Source organism: Brevundimonas pishanensis, assembly GCF_022750635.1.
In the GTDB taxonomy this organism is placed as follows: Bacteria; Pseudomonadota; Alphaproteobacteria; order Caulobacterales; family Caulobacteraceae; genus Brevundimonas; species Brevundimonas pishanensis.
Map to the genome: position 1 here is coordinate 277,245 of NZ_JAJKBG010000003.1, position 16,356 is coordinate 293,600.

At 60.6% G+C, this 16,356-nt stretch carries 19 protein-coding genes; 11 read left to right on the forward strand and 8 right to left on the reverse strand.

Annotated elements, in window-relative coordinates:
• Positions 1 to 5: 5 nt before the first annotated feature.
• Entirely contained in the window at positions 6 to 461 is a 456-nt protein-coding gene (locus tag LOX95_RS07675) for an NUDIX domain-containing protein (RefSeq protein ID WP_242913885.1), read from the forward strand.
• Between the two features lie 99 nt (positions 462 to 560).
• On the forward strand, positions 561 to 737 hold the full coding sequence (locus LOX95_RS07680) for a CsbD family protein (RefSeq protein WP_242913886.1): 177 nt from the start codon (positions 561 to 563) through the stop codon (positions 735 to 737).
• 51 nt (positions 738 to 788) lie between these two features.
• On the opposite strand, the gene LOX95_RS07685 is transcribed toward LOX95_RS07680, so the two are convergent.
• Together LOX95_RS07685 and LOX95_RS07690 are read right to left on the reverse strand one after the other, a co-directional pair.
• On the reverse strand, positions 789 to 1,967 hold the full coding sequence (locus tag LOX95_RS07685) for a vWA domain-containing protein (RefSeq protein WP_242913887.1): 1,179 nt from the start codon (positions 1,965 to 1,967) through the stop codon (positions 789 to 791).
• Between the two features lie 40 nt (positions 1,968 to 2,007).
• Positions 2,008 to 2,535, reverse strand: coding sequence for a GNAT family N-acetyltransferase (locus LOX95_RS07690; protein WP_242913888.1), 528 nt, complete (start codon positions 2,533 to 2,535; stop codon positions 2,008 to 2,010).
• 120 nt (positions 2,536 to 2,655) lie between these two features.
• Here LOX95_RS07690 and LOX95_RS07695 point away from each other — a divergent pair, with 120 nt between their 5' ends.
• The 4 genes from LOX95_RS07695 to dxs all read left to right on the forward strand — a co-directional run bounded on the left by LOX95_RS07695 (position 2,656) and on the right by dxs (position 6,482).
• On the forward strand, positions 2,656 to 3,252 hold the full coding sequence (locus LOX95_RS07695) for a histidine phosphatase family protein (RefSeq protein ID WP_242913889.1): 597 nt from the start codon (positions 2,656 to 2,658) through the stop codon (positions 3,250 to 3,252).
• A gap of 67 nt (positions 3,253 to 3,319) precedes the next feature.
• Complete coding sequence (locus tag LOX95_RS07700) at positions 3,320 to 3,574, forward strand: exodeoxyribonuclease VII small subunit (protein WP_242913890.1); 255 nt, start codon at positions 3,320 to 3,322, stop codon at positions 3,572 to 3,574.
• A gap of 73 nt (positions 3,575 to 3,647) precedes the next feature.
• Positions 3,648 to 4,493, forward strand: coding sequence for a polyprenyl synthetase family protein (locus LOX95_RS07705; protein ID WP_248286934.1), 846 nt, complete (start codon positions 3,648 to 3,650; stop codon positions 4,491 to 4,493).
• A 105-nt stretch (positions 4,494 to 4,598) separates the two neighbouring features.
• Positions 4,599 to 6,482 carry a 1-deoxy-D-xylulose-5-phosphate synthase gene (gene dxs, locus LOX95_RS07710; RefSeq protein ID WP_242913892.1) on the forward strand — a complete coding sequence of 628 codons (1,884 nt, stop codon included), beginning with the start codon at positions 4,599 to 4,601 and terminating at the stop codon, positions 6,480 to 6,482.
• 51 nt (positions 6,483 to 6,533) lie between these two features.
• On the opposite strand, the gene LOX95_RS07715 is transcribed toward dxs, so the two are convergent.
• The 4 genes from LOX95_RS07715 to folE all read right to left on the reverse strand — a co-directional run bounded on the left by LOX95_RS07715 (position 6,534) and on the right by folE (position 10,599).
• On the reverse strand, positions 6,534 to 7,361 hold the full coding sequence (locus LOX95_RS07715; RefSeq protein ID WP_242913893.1) for a hypothetical protein: 828 nt from the start codon (positions 7,359 to 7,361) through the stop codon (positions 6,534 to 6,536).
• Positions 7,358 to 9,190, reverse strand: coding sequence for a gamma-glutamyltransferase family protein (locus LOX95_RS07720; protein ID WP_242913894.1), 1,833 nt, complete (start codon positions 9,188 to 9,190; stop codon positions 7,358 to 7,360). The genes LOX95_RS07715 and LOX95_RS07720 overlap by 4 nt, the downstream gene beginning before the upstream one ends.
• Positions 9,191 to 9,332: 142 nt before the next feature.
• The gene (locus tag LOX95_RS07725; RefSeq protein WP_242913895.1) at positions 9,333 to 9,761 is read right to left on the reverse strand and encodes a biopolymer transporter ExbD; all 429 of its coding nucleotides are present in this window, start codon (positions 9,759 to 9,761) and stop codon (positions 9,333 to 9,335) included.
• 223 nt (positions 9,762 to 9,984) lie between these two features.
• Complete coding sequence (folE, locus tag LOX95_RS07730; protein ID WP_242913896.1) at positions 9,985 to 10,599, reverse strand: GTP cyclohydrolase I FolE; 615 nt, start codon at positions 10,597 to 10,599, stop codon at positions 9,985 to 9,987.
• 156 nt (positions 10,600 to 10,755) lie between these two features.
• Here folE and cysS point away from each other — a divergent pair, with 156 nt between their 5' ends.
• Together cysS and LOX95_RS07740 are read left to right on the forward strand one after the other, a co-directional pair.
• The gene (cysS, locus tag LOX95_RS07735) at positions 10,756 to 12,207 is read left to right on the forward strand and encodes a cysteine--tRNA ligase (protein WP_242913897.1); all 1,452 of its coding nucleotides are present in this window, start codon (positions 10,756 to 10,758) and stop codon (positions 12,205 to 12,207) included.
• Positions 12,208 to 12,524: 317 nt separating this feature from the next.
• Positions 12,525 to 12,734, forward strand: a complete 210-nt coding sequence (locus tag LOX95_RS07740; protein WP_242913898.1) for a cold-shock protein — start codon at positions 12,525 to 12,527, stop codon at positions 12,732 to 12,734.
• 80 nt (positions 12,735 to 12,814) lie between these two features.
• Here the strand turns inward: LOX95_RS07740 and LOX95_RS07745 are convergent, their stop codons facing one another.
• On the reverse strand, positions 12,815 to 13,432 hold the full coding sequence (locus LOX95_RS07745; RefSeq protein ID WP_242913899.1) for a DJ-1/PfpI family protein: 618 nt from the start codon (positions 13,430 to 13,432) through the stop codon (positions 12,815 to 12,817).
• 371 nt (positions 13,433 to 13,803) lie between these two features.
• On the reverse strand, positions 13,804 to 15,096 hold the full coding sequence (locus LOX95_RS07750; protein ID WP_242913900.1) for a lytic murein transglycosylase: 1,293 nt from the start codon (positions 15,094 to 15,096) through the stop codon (positions 13,804 to 13,806).
• Positions 15,097 to 15,367: 271 nt separating this feature from the next.
• Here LOX95_RS07750 and ykgO point away from each other — a divergent pair, with 271 nt between their 5' ends.
• The 3 genes from ykgO to LOX95_RS07765 all read left to right on the forward strand — a co-directional run bounded on the left by ykgO (position 15,368) and on the right by LOX95_RS07765 (position 16,355).
• Positions 15,368 to 15,493: a type B 50S ribosomal protein L36 gene (ykgO, locus tag LOX95_RS07755; RefSeq protein ID WP_003165750.1), complete on the forward strand. Its 126-nt coding sequence runs from the start codon at positions 15,368 to 15,370 to the stop codon at positions 15,491 to 15,493.
• 223 nt (positions 15,494 to 15,716) lie between these two features.
• Complete coding sequence (gapR, locus tag LOX95_RS07760; RefSeq protein WP_461343633.1) at positions 15,717 to 15,986, forward strand: nucleoid-associated protein GapR; 270 nt, start codon at positions 15,717 to 15,719, stop codon at positions 15,984 to 15,986.
• A 24-nt stretch (positions 15,987 to 16,010) separates the two neighbouring features.
• Complete coding sequence (locus LOX95_RS07765) at positions 16,011 to 16,355, forward strand: hypothetical protein (RefSeq protein ID WP_242913901.1); 345 nt, start codon at positions 16,011 to 16,013, stop codon at positions 16,353 to 16,355.
• Position 16,356: the final 1 nt, after the last annotated feature.

A 16,356-nucleotide genomic window follows, 5' to 3' on the forward strand; every position in this document is an offset into this window, starting at 1 on the left:
GTTAGATGAAACTGCAGTTTGGCCATGCGCACGCGGGTGTTGAGTACCGCCACCGCGCCGCCGTGTTCGGGATTGCCGAGCGCGACGGTCTTATCGCCTGCGTGCGCATTACGCGTGACAAGGGACCCTATTTCGATCTCCCTGGCGGCGCGGTCGAGGGTGAAGAGACCGAAGCCGAGGCTCTGACACGCGAGTTTCGCGAAGAGACAGGGCTAGATGTCACGCCTATAGATCGCCTGACCGAGGCCTCGCAATACTTTGTGCGCACGGACGGTGAGGCGCTGAATAATGTGAGCGCTTTCTGGACCATGCAGATCGCCGGATCGACCCCTGCAAACAAGCAGGAGGCAGATCATCAACTGGTCTGGCTTACGCCCGATAATGCGCTCGCGTCCGTCAGGCATGAAGCCCATGCGTGGGCAATTACCTGCTGGATGCGGTGGCGAGCGCGTCAGGTCTAGACAAGATCGGATTGCTTAATACCGGAACGGCTCGTCGGGTCATACGTTCTTTTACTGTAGGCAGCGCGTTCCGTGCTGTCCCGGAAATGGAGCTAACCCATGGCTGATAGAGATCGCATTGAAGGTGCTGCCAAGAATATCGGTGGCAAAGTCAAAGAGGGTATCGGCAACCTGACCGGCGATGAAAAGCTGAAAGCCGAGGGCAAGGCCGATCAGGTCGAAGGCAAGGTCCAGAACGCTGTCGGCGGGGCCAAAGACGCCCTTCGCGGCAAGTAATCGCCTAACCCGAGATTAGAAAAGGCCGCTCCGTAAGGGGCGGCCTTTTTGCTATTTCGTCAGCGTGCGCATCGCCCCGTCCAACCCTTCGAGGGTCAGGGGATACATCTTCTCTTCCATCAACTCGCGCAGCAGAGCGACCGACTGGGTGTAGCGCCAGTGGCGCTCGGGGAGGGGATTGAGCCAGACCGACTTGGGCCACTGTTCGCGAGCGCGCTTCATCCACACCGCGCCAGCCTCCTCGTTGAAGTGCTCGACCGAGCCGCCGGGGATGGTGATCTCGTAGGGGCTCATGCTGGCGTCGCCGACGAAGATGGCGCGCCAGTCGCTATCGTATTTGTGGATCAGATCCCACGTCGGAATACGCTCGGTATGACGGCGGCGGTTGTCCTTCCACACACCTTCGTACAGGCAGTTGTGGAAGTAGTAGAACTCGAGGTTCTTGAACTCGGTCTTGGCGGCCGAGAACAGCTCCTCGCACATCTTGATGTGACCATCCATCGAGCCGCCGATGTCGAAGAAAATCAGCACCTTGACCGTGTTGCGGCGCTCGGGCCGCATCTGGATATCCAGCCAGCCCTGACGGGCGGTGCCATCGATGGTGCCGTCGATATCCAGCTCATCCGGCGCACCCGTGCGGGCAAAGCGGCGCAAGCGACGCAGCGCCACCTTGATGTTGCGGGTGCCCAGTTCAACGCTGTCGTCGAGGTTCTTGTACTCGCGCTTTTCCCAGACCTTTACCGCGCGGCCATGCTTACCTGTGCCGCCGATGCGGACGCCTTCGGGATTATAGCCCCCATTGCCGAACGGACTGGTTCCGCCAGTGCCGATCCATTTATTGCCGCCCTGATGGCGTTCCTTCTGCTCTTCGAGGCGCTGTTTCAGCGTCTCCATCAGCTTGTCCCAACCGCCCAGGGCCTCGATCTCGGCCTTTTGCTCGTCGGTCAGGTATTTCTCGTTGATGAGTTTCAGCCAGTCCTCGGGAATGTCGGTGGTCAGGTCCTCGCCCGCGCCCATCGTCTCCAGCCCCTTGAAGGCCTTGTCGAACGCCTGATCGAAGCGGTCGTAGTGTTTCTCGTCCTTGACCAGCACCGCCCGCGACAAGTGATAGAAGTCATCGACCTGCAGGCCCGACACGCCCTTGTCCATGGCCTCCATCAGATGGAGCCATTCCTTCATGGACACAGGAACCTTGTGGTCGCGAAGCGCGGTAAAGAAGGGCAGGAGCATCGGGCTAGATTACCGGATTATCTGACGTTGGCGAGCGCGATCAGGCGCGGCGCAGGATGAACTCCTGATCGATCCATTCCCCGACCGGATAGCCATAGCCGCCGACCTTCTCGAACCCATAGGCTGCATACAGTTTCTGAGCCTTCAGATTGCCGCTCCAGACGCCGATCCATAGGGCTCCGGTGGTGCGTTCTTCCATCCAGGCCAAGGCGCGTTTCAGCAGTTCAGTGCCGAGGCCCAAACCTTGCGCTTCCTTGCCGACATACAGGCGGCGCAACTCCATCTCGCCCGCCTTGGCGTCTTCGTGCGGCAGGTCGTTGGGACCGGCGTGGCACAGGGCGAGGATCTGGCCGTCGCGTTCGGCAATCCAAAAGACGCACTCGTCGTCGTGGATGCGCGGACGAAGCGCCTCGGGGCTAAAGCTCTTTTGGAAAAACGCCTCCAGATCGTCGGCAGGGTAGGGGATGCCGAAGCCGTCCACGAAGGTTTCCACGAAGGTGCGGCGGCTGAAGGCGGACAGGGCTTCGAGGTCGCGGTCTTCGGCGGGACGGATCAGGTATTCGCTCATGCCCGCATCCTTAGCGCCCCCGAAATCGGGACGCCATCCTGTGCTTTGTTCGACCATGCACGGGTTGCGAGTGTCGCAATCGCTGTCTAACCATCGAGGTTCAGTCGAACGGAGTTCACCGTGACCAAGGAGGGATCGCCTTCGCGATACGGCGACATCATATTGGCACGCCACGGCAAACCCGCTCTGTCGCGTAAATGCTGGCTGAGTGCCGAGGAATATCGCGACTGGTGGGCGAGGTACGATGCGGGAGGCCTGTCCGCCGGGCAGACGCCGCCGGACAGTCTCGTTCGAACGGCGGCAGTTGCAGGGACGCTCTATGCCTCGACGCTTCGCCGAGCACAGGAAACCGCGCGCGCCGTCGCGGGTGATCGCCAGTTTCTAACGGACAGCGTCTTTGTCGAAGCCCCGCTGCCTCCGCCGCATTTACCCGACTGGTTCAAACTGCCGCCGCGATTGTGGGGCGTGGTGGCCCGATTCTGGTGGCACGTCTTTGATCACCACGACGGTCAGGAAAGTCGCGCAGAGGCCGAACTTCGGGCGGCAAGGGCGGCACAAATCCTGATCCAACGGTCTTTTGACGGTCGCGATGTGCTGGTGCTCGCACACGGCTATTTTAACCACATGATCGGCCAGAAGCTGCAGGCCGAGGGATGGAAGCTGATCGAGAACCAAGGTTTCAAATACTGGTGCCAGCGGCGTTATCGCCGTTCCTGAGCGCATTTCCTGTTGGCAGGGCGGCATGAGGATTGAACCGCCTGCCACACGGCTCTAGTTTGCCGCCATGACCGAAGCGACCGCAAACACCGTTCCTGCTGATCTCAGCTTTGAAGATGCCCTGCAAAAGCTGGAGGGTATCGTCTCGCGACTGGAATCCGGTCAGGCCGGTCTGGAAGAATCCATCACGCTCTATGAGCAGGGTGCCCAGCTCAAAGCGCATTGCGAGGCTCGCCTGAAGGCCGCCCAACTGCGGGTCGAGAAGATTGTGGTCGGCCCCGATCAACAGGCTACCGGCACCCAAGCTGCCGACTTCGGTTGATCTCGTCGTGACCATCCTTGCGGCGAATTCGCCCGAACAAGCCGTGATTGATCGTGTCGCCGATGTGGCTGACATGGTCACCGTGGCGCTCGACAAACTTCTTCCGCGCGGCTCTGGCCCCGAGGCTCGACTGACCGAAGCCATGCGCTATGCGGCGCTGGGTCCGGGCAAACGTTTGCGTCCGTTCTTCACCATGGAAGCAGGCCGTCTGTTCGACCTCGATGAGGGTGAGCTGCTGCGCGCCGCCTGTGCGCTGGAGTGCATCCACGCCTATTCGCTGGTGCACGACGACCTTCCGGCGATGGACGACGACGACATGCGTCGCGGGCGTCCGACCGTGCACATCGAATATGACGAGATGACCGCCATCCTCGCAGGCGATGCCCTACAGACGGTCGCTTTCGAGATCATGGCTGACGAATCTACCCACGCGGACCCCGCTGTGCGCTGTGAGCTGGTTCGCCGGCTGGCCGTAAACGCCGGTGCGGAAGGCATGGCCGGCGGCCAGATGATCGATCTGCTGGGTGTACGCGACGATTTGGGCGGGGTTGCGCGTATGCAGCGCCTCAAGACCGGTGCCCTGTTCGCCAACGCCTTTGAAATCCCGCTTATCATGGCCGACGCCAGCGATGCCCAGCGCCAGGCGCTTCTTGGTTTCGCGCACGACATCGGTCTGGCCTACCAGATCGTTGACGATGTGCTGGATGCCGAAGGCTCGGCCGAGGAAATGGGCAAAGCTGCGGGCGGCAAGGATGCTGCTCTGGGCAAGACCAATTTCGTTACTCTGCTGGGTGTCGATGCTGCGCGACAACGCGTCGCGCATCTGGCCGATCAGGCCCGCGCCCACCTTGACCTGTTCGGCCACGATGGCGACATCCTCAAGGCCAGCGTGGATCTGGTGCTCAAGCGCCGCTCATAATCCATCGTTTCTGCACAAGACTTTGATACGAACCGCCATGACCCTTCGCGGGTTATGGCTATTATCGACCTTCGCGTCCCAGCCTTTGAAGGCTATTAAGCCCCTATGCCGAATACCCCTTTGCTCGACACCGTAAGCTTCCCGTCCGATACGCGCGGGTTCGATATCCCGCAGCTGAACCAGTTGGCGGACGAGGTGCGCGCCGAAACCATCGATGCTGTCTCGGTGACGGGCGGGCATCTGGGCGCGGGCCTGGGTGTGGTCGAACTGACGGTCGCGCTGCATCACTTGCTGGATACGCCCAAGGACATCCTGATCTGGGATGTCGGTCACCAATGCTATCCGCACAAGATTCTGACGGGCCGTCGCGACCGTATCCGCACGCTGCGTCAGGGTGGTGGTCTGTCGGGCTTCACCAAGCGCTCGGAGAGCGAATACGACCCGTTCGGTGCCGCCCACGCCTCTACCTCGATCTCGGCGGGTCTGGGCTTTGCCGCTGCCCGCGATCAGCAGGGCGAGAACAACAAGGTCGTGGCCGTCATCGGTGACGGCTCGATCACGGCGGGCATGGCCTATGAGGCGATGAACAACGCCATCGAGGCGACGGACGGCCAGTTCATGGTCATCCTGAACGACAACGACATGTCGATCGCCCCGCCGGTCGGCGCCATGAGCGCCTATTTGGCCAAACAGGTTTCGGGCGACGCCTATCAGCGCGTTCGCAACTTCGGTAAGAAGTTCGTCGACCACATGCCGCGCCCCATCCGCGAGACCGCGCGCAAGGCCGAGGAATACGCCCGCGGCATGGTTGCCGGCGGCACCTTCTTCGAGGAACTGGGTTTCTACTACATCGGTCCGATTGATGGTCATGACATGAACCATCTGGTGCCGATCCTGAAGAACGCGCTGGCCATCACCGACAAGCCGGTGCTGGTCCACGTCGTCACGCAAAAGGGCAAGGGCTATGCCCCCGCCGAGAACAGCGCCGACAAATATCACGGCGTGGTCAAGTTCGACGTGGAGTCCGGCAAGCAGGCCAAGGCCATCTCGAACGCGCCCAGCTACACCAAGGTGTTCGGCACCGAGTTGATCAAGCACGCAGCAACCGATCCGAGCATTGTCGGCATCACCGCCGCCATGCCGTCGGGCACGGGCATCGACCTGTTCGGTCAGGCGTACCCTGACCGCGTGTACGATGTAGGCATCGCCGAACAGCACGCTGTGACCTTTGCGGCGGGTATGGCTGCGGACGGTATGAAGCCGTTCTGCGCCATCTATTCCACCTTCCTTCAGCGCGGCTACGACCAAGTGGTCCACGATGTAGCCATCCAGTCGCTACCGGTGCGCTTTGCTATGGACCGTGCGGGTCTGGTGGGGGCCGATGGTGCGACCCACGCCGGATCGTTCGATATCGGCTTCATGGGGGCTCTGCCGGGCATGGTGCTAATGGCTGCAGCTGATGAAGCCGAACTGGCCGCCATGATCGCCACCTCGCTGGAAATCAACGACCGCCCGTCGGCCTTCCGCTATCCGCGCGGTGACGGCGTGGGCGTGGAAATCCCCGAACTGGCCAAGCCGCTGGAAATCGGCAAGGGCCGCATCGTCAAGGAAGGCACCAAGGTCGCCATCCTGTCGCTGGGTACCCGCCTGCAGGAAAGCCTGAAGGCCGCTGACATTCTGGAACAGGCCGGTATCTCGACCACCATCGCCGACGCCCGCTTCGCCAAGCCGCTGGACGAGGAACTGATCCTGCGCCTCGCGCGCGAGCATGAAGTACTGATCACGGTGGAAGAGGGCGCTATGGGCGGCTTCGGTGCCTTCGTGCTGCAAATGCTGGCCGAGAAGGGCGCTCTGGATCGCGGCCTGAAGATCCGCACCATGCATCTGCCGGACATCTTCCAAGACCACAACAGCCCCATGGCCATGTACGACGAGGCTGCCCTCAACGCGAAACACATCGCCGCCAAGGCTATTGAGGCGCTCGGTTAAGCTGCCTAACTACTAATGAAAAAGCCGCTCCGATATGGGCGGCTTTTTTGTTTAGCTATGGAGGTTCAGATATTTCTGAAGGTCGTCAGAGTTTGACACGCCCTGATCATTGGCGATGAAGCTCAAAAGCGTCAGCGGCTTGCCTGTCCTAGCTGCGGCCGCCAGTTTGTGATGACCGTCCAAGAGATAGTGACCCATACAGCGGTGATCTTGGACGTTTTCTATTTCAGGCTGTTTCACATCAAGAACTGAAACTGCAACGGCCGTTGGCATAACCGCCTCTTCTAGGCGCTGCATGTAATAGCGTATCCGCTCCTCATCGAGTTGGTTTTGACGATGTAGCGGGATGATGAAATCGAACGACAGGTCGGTTCGGTCTTGATCACCAATAACTGGCAGTCCTTCTGTCGGCTTAACGCGATAATAGTCGATACGGGGATGGTGAGTTCCACCTTCCATCACCGGATCAAAACCGATTTGCTGCACTTGTTCATGCGCGAAGTAATCAGCGTCGGAACCTGCAGCAATTAGGTGCGGAGTGAGGCGCATCAGGACTAGGTGGTACGAGCCTGAGGGGAGGAGCTTCCCCAACGCGTTCGCCACTTCCGGGTGAATATGATCAATCCCCGCAGCTAGCGTGCCGGATAGTTCTTCGACATCCACACCGTTCGACGCTTCCTCAATGCGCTCGAAGAAGAATTCACATGTGCCGCATATGTTACCTATGAGAAACGCTGGCTCGCCATGGACAACAAGATATCTTTCCCACTCCGGCCAACGGCCAGAGCCTTTGCGCGCAAATGCGACAGCACTCGATAGGTTGGATATATTCACATCCAACCTATCAATGATTGAGGGACGTGTAGGGGCTTTGGTCAATATGCCAGCGCCAACCCGTCTTTGCGCATCTCCGAGGCCGCGCCGTAGGTCCAGCGGCCGTCGGGGTTTTGCTGCATCATGACGTTCTGATAGCCGCCAAAGCCGCCGTCGGGCTCGCCGAGGCTCCAGCCCATTTCGGTCAGGCGGGCCTTGGTGACAGCGGGGACGCCACTTTCCAGATGCAGCTTGCCTGAACCCGCCGCAGCGGCTTCTCCCGTCGGTTCGGTCGAGCCATAGTGCTGCCAGCGCGGGGTATCGCCCGCTTCTTGCGGGTCGAGGCCGTAATCGACCATGTTGATGATGATCTGGGCCTGACCTTGTGGCTGCATGCCGCCGCCCATGACGCCATAGGCCATCCACGGCTTGCCATCCTTGCAGGCAAAGCCCGGAATGATGGTGTGGAAGGGGCGTTTGCCGGGGGCATAGATATTGGGGTGGCCATCGGTGGTGGCGAACATCTCGCCACGGTTCTGGAACATGAAGCCCAGCGTGCGCCCATGTCCGTCATCGGCGACCAGTCCGCAGCCCATGCCGCGATAGTTGGACTGGATCCAGCTGACCATCATCCCGTCACTGTCGGCGACGCTGAAATAGGTGGTGTCACCTTGCGTGGGCGCATCGCCGGGGAAGACGCGATCCATGACGCGGTTCGGATTGATCAGTCGCGCGCGCTCCGCCGCATAGGCCTTGGAGTTCAGATAGGCGACGGGCGTTTCGCTGAAACGGCTATCTGCGAACCATTTGGCGCGATCCTCGAACGCTAGCCGCTTGGCCTCGGCTTGATGGTGGATCGAGGCAGCGGACTGGAAGCCCATGGCTTTCAGGTCGAACTGTTCGCAGATGTTGAGGAGTTGGTTGGTCGACAGCCCCTGAGTGTTCGGGCCAAGGCCATAGACATCCACGCCGCGATAGTTGGTTCGGATCGGCTCGACCCACTCGGTCTGGTGGGCATTCAGGTCTGCCTTGGTCATCCAGCCGCCGATGCGGCGGAAATAGCCCTCGATGGCATCGGCAATGGGGCCGTTATAGAAGGCGTCGCGCCCGCCCTCGGCGATCAGGCGCAGGGTGCGGCCCAGATCGGGGTTGGCGAATATCTGGCCCGTCTTGGCGGTCTCGCCATTGGGGGCATAGACCTTGCGGCGGTTGTCGTGTTCTTCGATCACATCGCGGTTGCGCTCGAACACAGCCATGTTGCGCTCGAGATAGAAGGCGATGACCTGCGGCACCGGAACGCCCTGTTCGCACAGCTCGGCGACGGGCAGCAGCACATCCTTCCACGGCAGCTTTCCGTATTTCTGGTGGGCGCTCCACCATGCATCGACCGTACCGGGCACATTGACCGTCACCGCCCCATAACGGGGCAAGAGGCCATCCTTGGCGCGGCTGCGAGCGGTCTCCAGCCCCAGCAGGCGAGGCGAGGGGCCGGAGCCGTTAAAGCCCACGACCTTGCCCTGTTTCGGGTCCCACAGCATGCAGAAGGCATCGCCGCCGATGCCGTTGCCGGTGGGTTCTAGGAAGCCTAGTGCCGCGTTGATGGCGATGGCAGCGTCGATGGCCGATCCGCCGCGTTTCAGTGTCTCTATGCCCATAAGGGTGGCGATGGGGTGCGCGGTCGCCGCCGCGCCATGCTGGCCCCAGACGGTCGAGCGTCCAACATACTTCGCCCCCGTGATCCGGTCGCCCATGCCGACCACCTGGTCAGGCGGCGTGGGGGCAGGGCGGCTGCGCGGTGCGGGCGGTGTCGCCTGCGTGGCGCTTGCATTGGCGGGCAGGGCTCCGGCCAGAGCGGCTCCGGCGGGCAGGGCGGTCAGGAAGGTGCGACGACGCATGGGATGATCCCCCTCAGGATACTGAGCCTGCATTGGGGGATGAACTTGACCGTGGCGCAAGGGCCAAGCTGACGTTCGGGCAAAGAAAAAGGGCCGCATCCGAAGATGCAGCCCTTAAATCCGTAGGCGATGAAGCCGAAGACTATTCGATGTCTTCGTTCAGCAGGCCGACCTTGAACATGCCGTTTTCCTGCAGGGTGTTCATCACTTCCATGAACTCGTTGTAGGTCACGTCAGCCTGAGCGCGGACGAAGACGCGTTCTTCGCGGCAGTCAGCGACAGCGCCTTGAGCGGCGCAGACGTCAGCAGCCAGAGTCGGCAGAGCCGTCTTCTTGTCTGCGATATATAGGTCACCACCGTTCTGGATGGAGACGTAAACCGGTTCTTTCGGCTTTTCGTTCGAAGCCGAAGGCACTGCCGGCGGCAGGTCCAGCTTGATCGAAACGGTTGCCATCGGTGCCGCGACCATGAAGATGATCAGCAGAACCAGCATAATATCTACGAACGGAGTGACGTTGATCTCAGAGTTCTGAGAAGCACCACCCTTACCGCCACCAAGCTTCGCACCCATGCGATCTCGTCCTCATCATGGCCCAACCGATACGGCGGGCTGCACTGAAAGTCTGGATTAGTTCTTGGCGTCGGATTGACGGCTTGTAAACCCGTCTTTCGGCCCAAAACGTCACAGGACGAAATAAGCTTGCGAAATTAGGGGGTGAAACTTCGCACAGCGAATGAATTCATCCCCTTGAACGCGGTACGCAAACCGCCGGTCTGCGAAATAGAAGCCTGAATCAGCCCTTAGCCAGCTTCAGGAATCGCTCGACCAGAGCGTTATCCTGTTTGAATACGCCGGTGAAACGCGTCGTTACGGTTGTGACGTGGCGGTGATGCACGCCACGGGTGGTCATGCACTGGTGGGCCGCATCGACCATGACTGCCACGCCTTTGGGCTGCAGGTGCTGTTCGATCGCCTCGATGATGTCGTTGGTCAGGGTTTCCTGATTTTGCAGGCGGCGGGCGAAGATTTCGACGACGCGGGCGAGCTTGGAAATGCCGACAACCTTTTCGCCCGGAATATAGGCGACCCATGCCTTGCCGAGGAACGGGGCAAGGTGGTGCTCGCAGTGGCTCTCGACCTCGATCTCCTTGAGGATGACCATGTCGTCATAGCCGGTCACGTCCTCGAACGTGCGCGACAGTTCCTTGGAGGCGTCCGCGTCGTAACCGTCGAACCATTCGCCATAGGCATCAACCACGCGCTTTGGCGTGTCGATCAGGCCCGGACGATCAGGGTTGTCGCCAGCCCACGCGATCAGGGTGCGCACGGCCTCCAGCGCCTGTTCGCGGCTGGGGCGCACGATAGCGCCTTCATTGGCGGCGAGAACGGGCTTGGCGGGCGTGGTCATGAAGATCGTTTCCGAGGGGGACGCGTTTGCGTCCCGTGAATATAGGCGACTACCGCACCCCTAATGGTTTATCAGGACGCGCGGACTGTTTATCAGGCCGCTATATGGGACGTTTGGTACGTCCTGCAAGAAAACTCGCACAAAGACTTTTATACAATGGCCCTGCATATCTATGACACCCTGCGCCGTGAAAAGCGCCTGTTCGAGCCGCGCGATCCGAACCGGGTGACACTCTATGTGTGTGGTCCGACCGTTTACGACTATGCCCACATCGGCAATGCGCGCCCGCCGGTGGTGTTCGACGTGCTGGTCCGTCTGCTGCGCAAGACCTATGGCGAGGACAAGGTGATCTATGCGCGCAACGTCACCGACGTGGACGACAAGATCAACGCCAAGGCCGCCAAGGAAGGCGTCGCTATCGGCGAAGTCACCTCGCGCTATGAAGCAGCCTATTTGTCGGACATGGCGCTGCTGAACGTATCGCCGCCGGACATGGCCCCGCACGTGACCGACCATATGGATGCGATCATCCAGCAGATTCAGGCCATCATCGACAGCGGCTGCGCCTATGCTGCCGAGGGACATGTGCTGTTTGATGTGTCGTCCTATCCCTCCTATGGCGCTCTGTCGGGCCGCAATCTGGATGACATGATCGCCGGTGCCCGCGTGGAAGTGGCTCCCTATAAGAAGAACCCGCACGACTTCGTGCTGTGGAAGCCGTCCAAGAAGGACGAGCCGTCTTGGGCATCTCCGTGGGGCGAGGGACGTCCGGGCTGGCACATCGAATGCTCGGCTATGATCGAGAAGAACCTCGGCCTACCGATCGACATCCACGGCGGCGGTATCGATCTGGCCTTCCCGCACCACGAGAACGAAATCGCGCAGGGCGTCTGCGCCCACGGTCATGCACATGCCGACCACGCGCACGATGAATACGCCCGCTACTGGATGCACAACGGCTTCCTGACGGTGGACGCCGAGAAGATGTCCAAGTCGATCGGCAACGTCCTGCTGCTGAACAACCTTGTGAAGGCCATGCCGGGCGAGGTTGTGCGTTGGGCCCTGCTGAGTGCCCACTATCGCCAACCGCTGGACTGGAACCAGAACCTGCTGGAACAGTCGCGCAAGAACCTAGACCGTCTGTACGGCGTGCTGCGCGATGCCGACGCCAAGCTGAGCGACTTCGACTACGACACGCTCGAAGAGCCGGAAATGGAGTTGGCCGAGCAGGAGTTGAATCCGTTGCTCGATGCGCTGGACGACGACCTGAACACGCCCGGTGCCATTGCCCAGTTGTTCGCTCTGGGGAATGCACTGCGCGACCTGCTGAACGATGCCGAGGCCGACATCAATGATTTGGCCATGGCCCGCTGGAGCCTGCGCGAAGGTGCTGATCTGCTCGGTGTGTTGTCCATGACGCCCGAGCAGTGGTTCACCGGTGGTGACGATGCCCTGAAGGTTGAGGTCGAAGCCCTGCTGGAGCAACGCGCTGCCGCCCGTGCTGAAAAGAACTGGGCCGAGGCGGACCGCATTCGGGATCGTCTCAACGAGCTCGACGTCGTGGTCATGGATGGCCCCACCGGCGCGACGTGGCGCGTGAAGGGCTAAGCTTGTTGCCCCAAGAAAAGTTGAAGCCCCGTGGTGAAAACCGCGGGGCTTTATCTTTTTTGTGCTCAAGTTTTTGAGGGCTGATTTCCTAGAAATGCTGGGGATTTTGGCGGAATGACGAAAGGTATTTCTTGTCGCGACTTATTTATTTTCGATTTGGCACTTGAATAAAAATCAAAAAGGCGCATCTTGGTTTTGTCGAAAATCTCTGCGCAACGCTCTATCTTCTTTGTTCGCATTGAGATCTACCGTTCCCCTAGACCCCGACAGTCCTCAGAAATGTTTTCTGACGATTTCTTTCTACGGAGGTCATTCAAATGGCTACTGGTATCGTCAAGTGGTACAACCCGACTAAAGGTTTTGGTTTCATCGCTCCTGACCAAGGCGGCGGCGACGTGTTCGTTCACGTCTCGGCAGTTGAGCGTGCAGGCATGAATGGCCTGAATGAAGGTCAAGCCGTGTCGTACGAGCTGGAGCGCGACCAGCGCTCGGGCAAGACCTCGGCCGGTCAACTGCAAGCGGCCTAAGCCCGCTTCTCCGGAAAGGCCTTAGGCCTGCTGGAATGCAGATTTGAAAAACCCCGCTGGCAACAGCGGGGTTTTTTATTTCAGGCCGCCTGTGAAGATGGCTGGATGAAGGGGGAGATGGCGTTCATCGCCAGATCCACATGGGTCTGCTTTTCGCCCACGGGGGCCACATAGAAGATGGCTTCCTCGGCGTCCTTCATCGTTGCCATAGATGCGATCATCCAGGCCGCAAGATATTGCGACGCCATACAGCCGCCCGCCGTTGCCACGCGCCCGTGAGCGACAAAGGGGGCCTCAATTACATTCACGCCAGCCTCGACGACCCATGGCTTGGTCGTAAGGTCCGTGCAGGCGGGCAGGGTGCCGATCAGGCCCAGCTTGGCCAGCAGTAGCGTGCCCGAACACTGCGCACCGATGAATTGCCGCGACGGATCCATATGTAGCGAGGCAAGGAAGTCGGCATCCGCCGCATAGTCGCGCGTCTTGATACCGCTCCCCACCAGCACGGCATCGGCCTCGGGCAGAAACTCCAGACCCCTCTGACCGGTAATGGTGACCCCGTTCATGGAGGTGACCTGCGGGGTCGGGGTGGTAATCAGTGCCTCCCACCCCTTTGCGCGCATGCGGTTGAGGATTCCGGCTGCGATAAAGGAATCCAGCTCGTTGAAGCCATCGAGGGTGAGAACGGCGATTTTCATAAGCTGAAGCTCAGTTAAAAACGCCGTCCTGTCTATGGGGTAGTTCACCTTCCGCGCGGCGAATTCATTATCCAGCTATTCGTTGCGCTGTTTGAAATGCTGGATGCGTTCGCCGGTGGACTGGCCCACGCCCGAGTTGTCCACCCGTACCGTCGCAATGACTTTTGCCGCCAGAGCTTCTGCCAGCAGGCCCATGTGGCGCCGGCCAGCACAGCACCACCCGCAGGAATGCTCACCTCTACATCGCGGACCTGTGCTGCTGCCAACGGCACCAAAAGGAATGATGCGGCAAGTCCGGCGAGCAAGGCCGATCATCCGATGCCCGCAGCAAACAAAAGACCCGCTCCGGTGGGAGCGGGCCTCTATGCCGATCAGCGTGCGCGGCGAATGAGTTCTTCGGCCAGCGTATCAGTCAAATAGCCATCAGCGACACGGCCGTTAGCGGCCTGCCAGCGGCGCAGGGCAGCGCGGGTGTTGGCACCGATTACGCCGTCGACGCCTTGGGTGTCGTACCCCATCTTCGTCAGGGCGGTCTGGGCACCGACACGCTGTTCGCGGGTCAAGGGACCGTCGTTGGGCCAAGTCGCCGTCAGGCCCGGCTTGCCGGTCACGCCGTCGGCAATCATGCCGATGGCCAGCGCATAGCTGACCGAGTTGTTATAGCGGCGGATGACATAGTGGTTGGGCAGGGCCAGAAATACCGGACCGCGTGCGCCCTGTGGCAGCAGGATGGTCGCGCCCTCGGCCATTTCGGCTTCGTTGAGTTGCTGGTTGTTGGCCAGACGAACGCCACGCGATTGCCAATACGACCACGGATGCTTGGGACCTTCGGCTTCGGTGTAGTCGAAGTTGGACGGCAGGATGACTTCATAGGCCCAGCCCTGACCACGCTTCCAGCCCGCTTGCGCCAGCAGGTTGGCTGCGGAAGCCAGAGCGTCTGCGTCCGAACCCCAGATGTCGACCTTTCCGTCTTCGTTCTGGTCGACGCCCAGCTTCAGATAGTTGTCCGGCATGAACTGGGTCTGGCCCATGGCTCCGGCCCAGCTGCCTTTCAGGCCCGCGCGGTCTCGCTTCCCGTCCACAACGATATCAAGCGCGTATTTCAGTTGCTCCTCGGCCCAGGCGCGGCGGCGGCCATCATAGGCAAGGGTGGCCAGAGAGCGAATGACGTCAAAGTCGCCCTGAACGGCACCGAAGGCGCTTTCCTGCGCCCAGATGCCGAGCAGGATCTCGGTAGGCACGCCGAATCGTTGCGGCACAGACCACGGCACGCGGTCTACGCGCTGGCGAGCCATGGCGATTCGTGAGGGCGCGGTGGCGTTCTGGATATAGGTGCCGGCCGGACGCGAGAATTCGGGTTGGTTGCGATCCAGTCGGATCACGCTGGCATTGGGGGTCAGACCCTCCAATTCACGGGCGTACTCCCAACGACGGTTGCCACCGTGGCGATCAAGAAAGCCATTGCGCCACTGGTCAAAGCTGACGGCGTCATAAGCACCGCTGAGGTCCGTTTGGGCCGCTGGTGTCGTGTTCGTGGGCTCTGCCGGCGGGGCGACGGGCGTTCCGGACTGCGGGGGGGCAGTGGGGGCGGGAGCGGTCACGGGCACCATAGGTGTGCAGGCTGCAACCGATGCCACCAACATCAGGCGGAGGGTAATACGCATGAACACTAGGGTAACGTCCTCAAAATTCTCGACCACTCACAAGTGCGCGAAAGGAAAAGGGGTTTCCGTGAAAAGACTTAATGCGCGTTAAACTTCCGGCGCAATTCCCGCAGATATGGTGATTTCACCGCCTTCGGGGACTTTGTAAAAAGGCGTCCGGTGTTGACGTCGCGGCCATAGCTCTCTATAGGCACCGCTCCGCCGCGGGTTTGCTCGCGGCTTCGTTATTTTTCCGCCCTCACGGGCCTCCAATCATACGGGACGTCCGACCATGAAGGTCCGTAGCTCGCTGAAGTCGCTCAAGGGTCGCCACCGCGACTGCAAAATCGTTCGCCGCAAGGGCGTTCTGTACGTGATCAACAAGACCGATCCGCGCTTCAAAGCCAAGCAAGGCTGAGGAACGCGTGACGCCGCCGCTTCTTACGAAGCTGCGGATGTCTAGTTGGTGGACACACAGTTCCACAAGGCCATGGGCTCCGGTCCATGGCCTTTTTCGTGGGTGGAATCACGTCACAGCGAATCCGCTACGGTGTTTTTCGAATCTGTGGGTTGAGCCGACGGCGCGGGCGTGATTAGTCGCCAGCCAATCTTTCCTTTCCCGAGATCGCCGGAGGTCCACCTTGGACGACGCATCCTTCGAAAACCCAGACGTCATGACCGCCGCGGCCCAAGGCCGTCTACGCACCATCATCGAGCGCATCGAGCGCCTCGAAGAAGACAAGAAAGCCGTCATGGAAGACATGAAGGAGGTCTTCGCCGAGGCCAAGGGCGAGGGCTATGACGTGAAGGTCCTGCGCAAGGTCATCCGCATCCGTAAGCAGGACCGCGCCAAGCGTCAGGAAGAGGAAGCAATCCTCGACCTGTACCTGTCGGCTCTGGGCGAAGTTTAAGCCCCTTGGGCCTTGGCGACGCGCTTGAAACGAAAGCCGCCACCCAGTCCCTATGAGTTACAGCGCAAGGCTGCCCAGCGGGCGGCCTTGAACGCTCTGAAACGCGCCCGCCGCTCTGCTGAGAAGGCGGGCGTTTCGCTGTCCGAATGGGAGGACGAGTTCCTCACCTCGGTCAGCGAGCGGGTGAAAGAACACGGCCGAGCCTTTGGCGATCCCGAACTGGGTGGCCCCGGTCAGGCTCTGTCGGCGATGCAGGGGCGTAAGCTTAAAGAGATTGCCAAAAAGGCTATTGGCGAGGACAACGGCCCGCCACAACGAAAACGAGGGGCACGCAAACCGTACCCCTCGCGCGATATCAACGACGAATAGT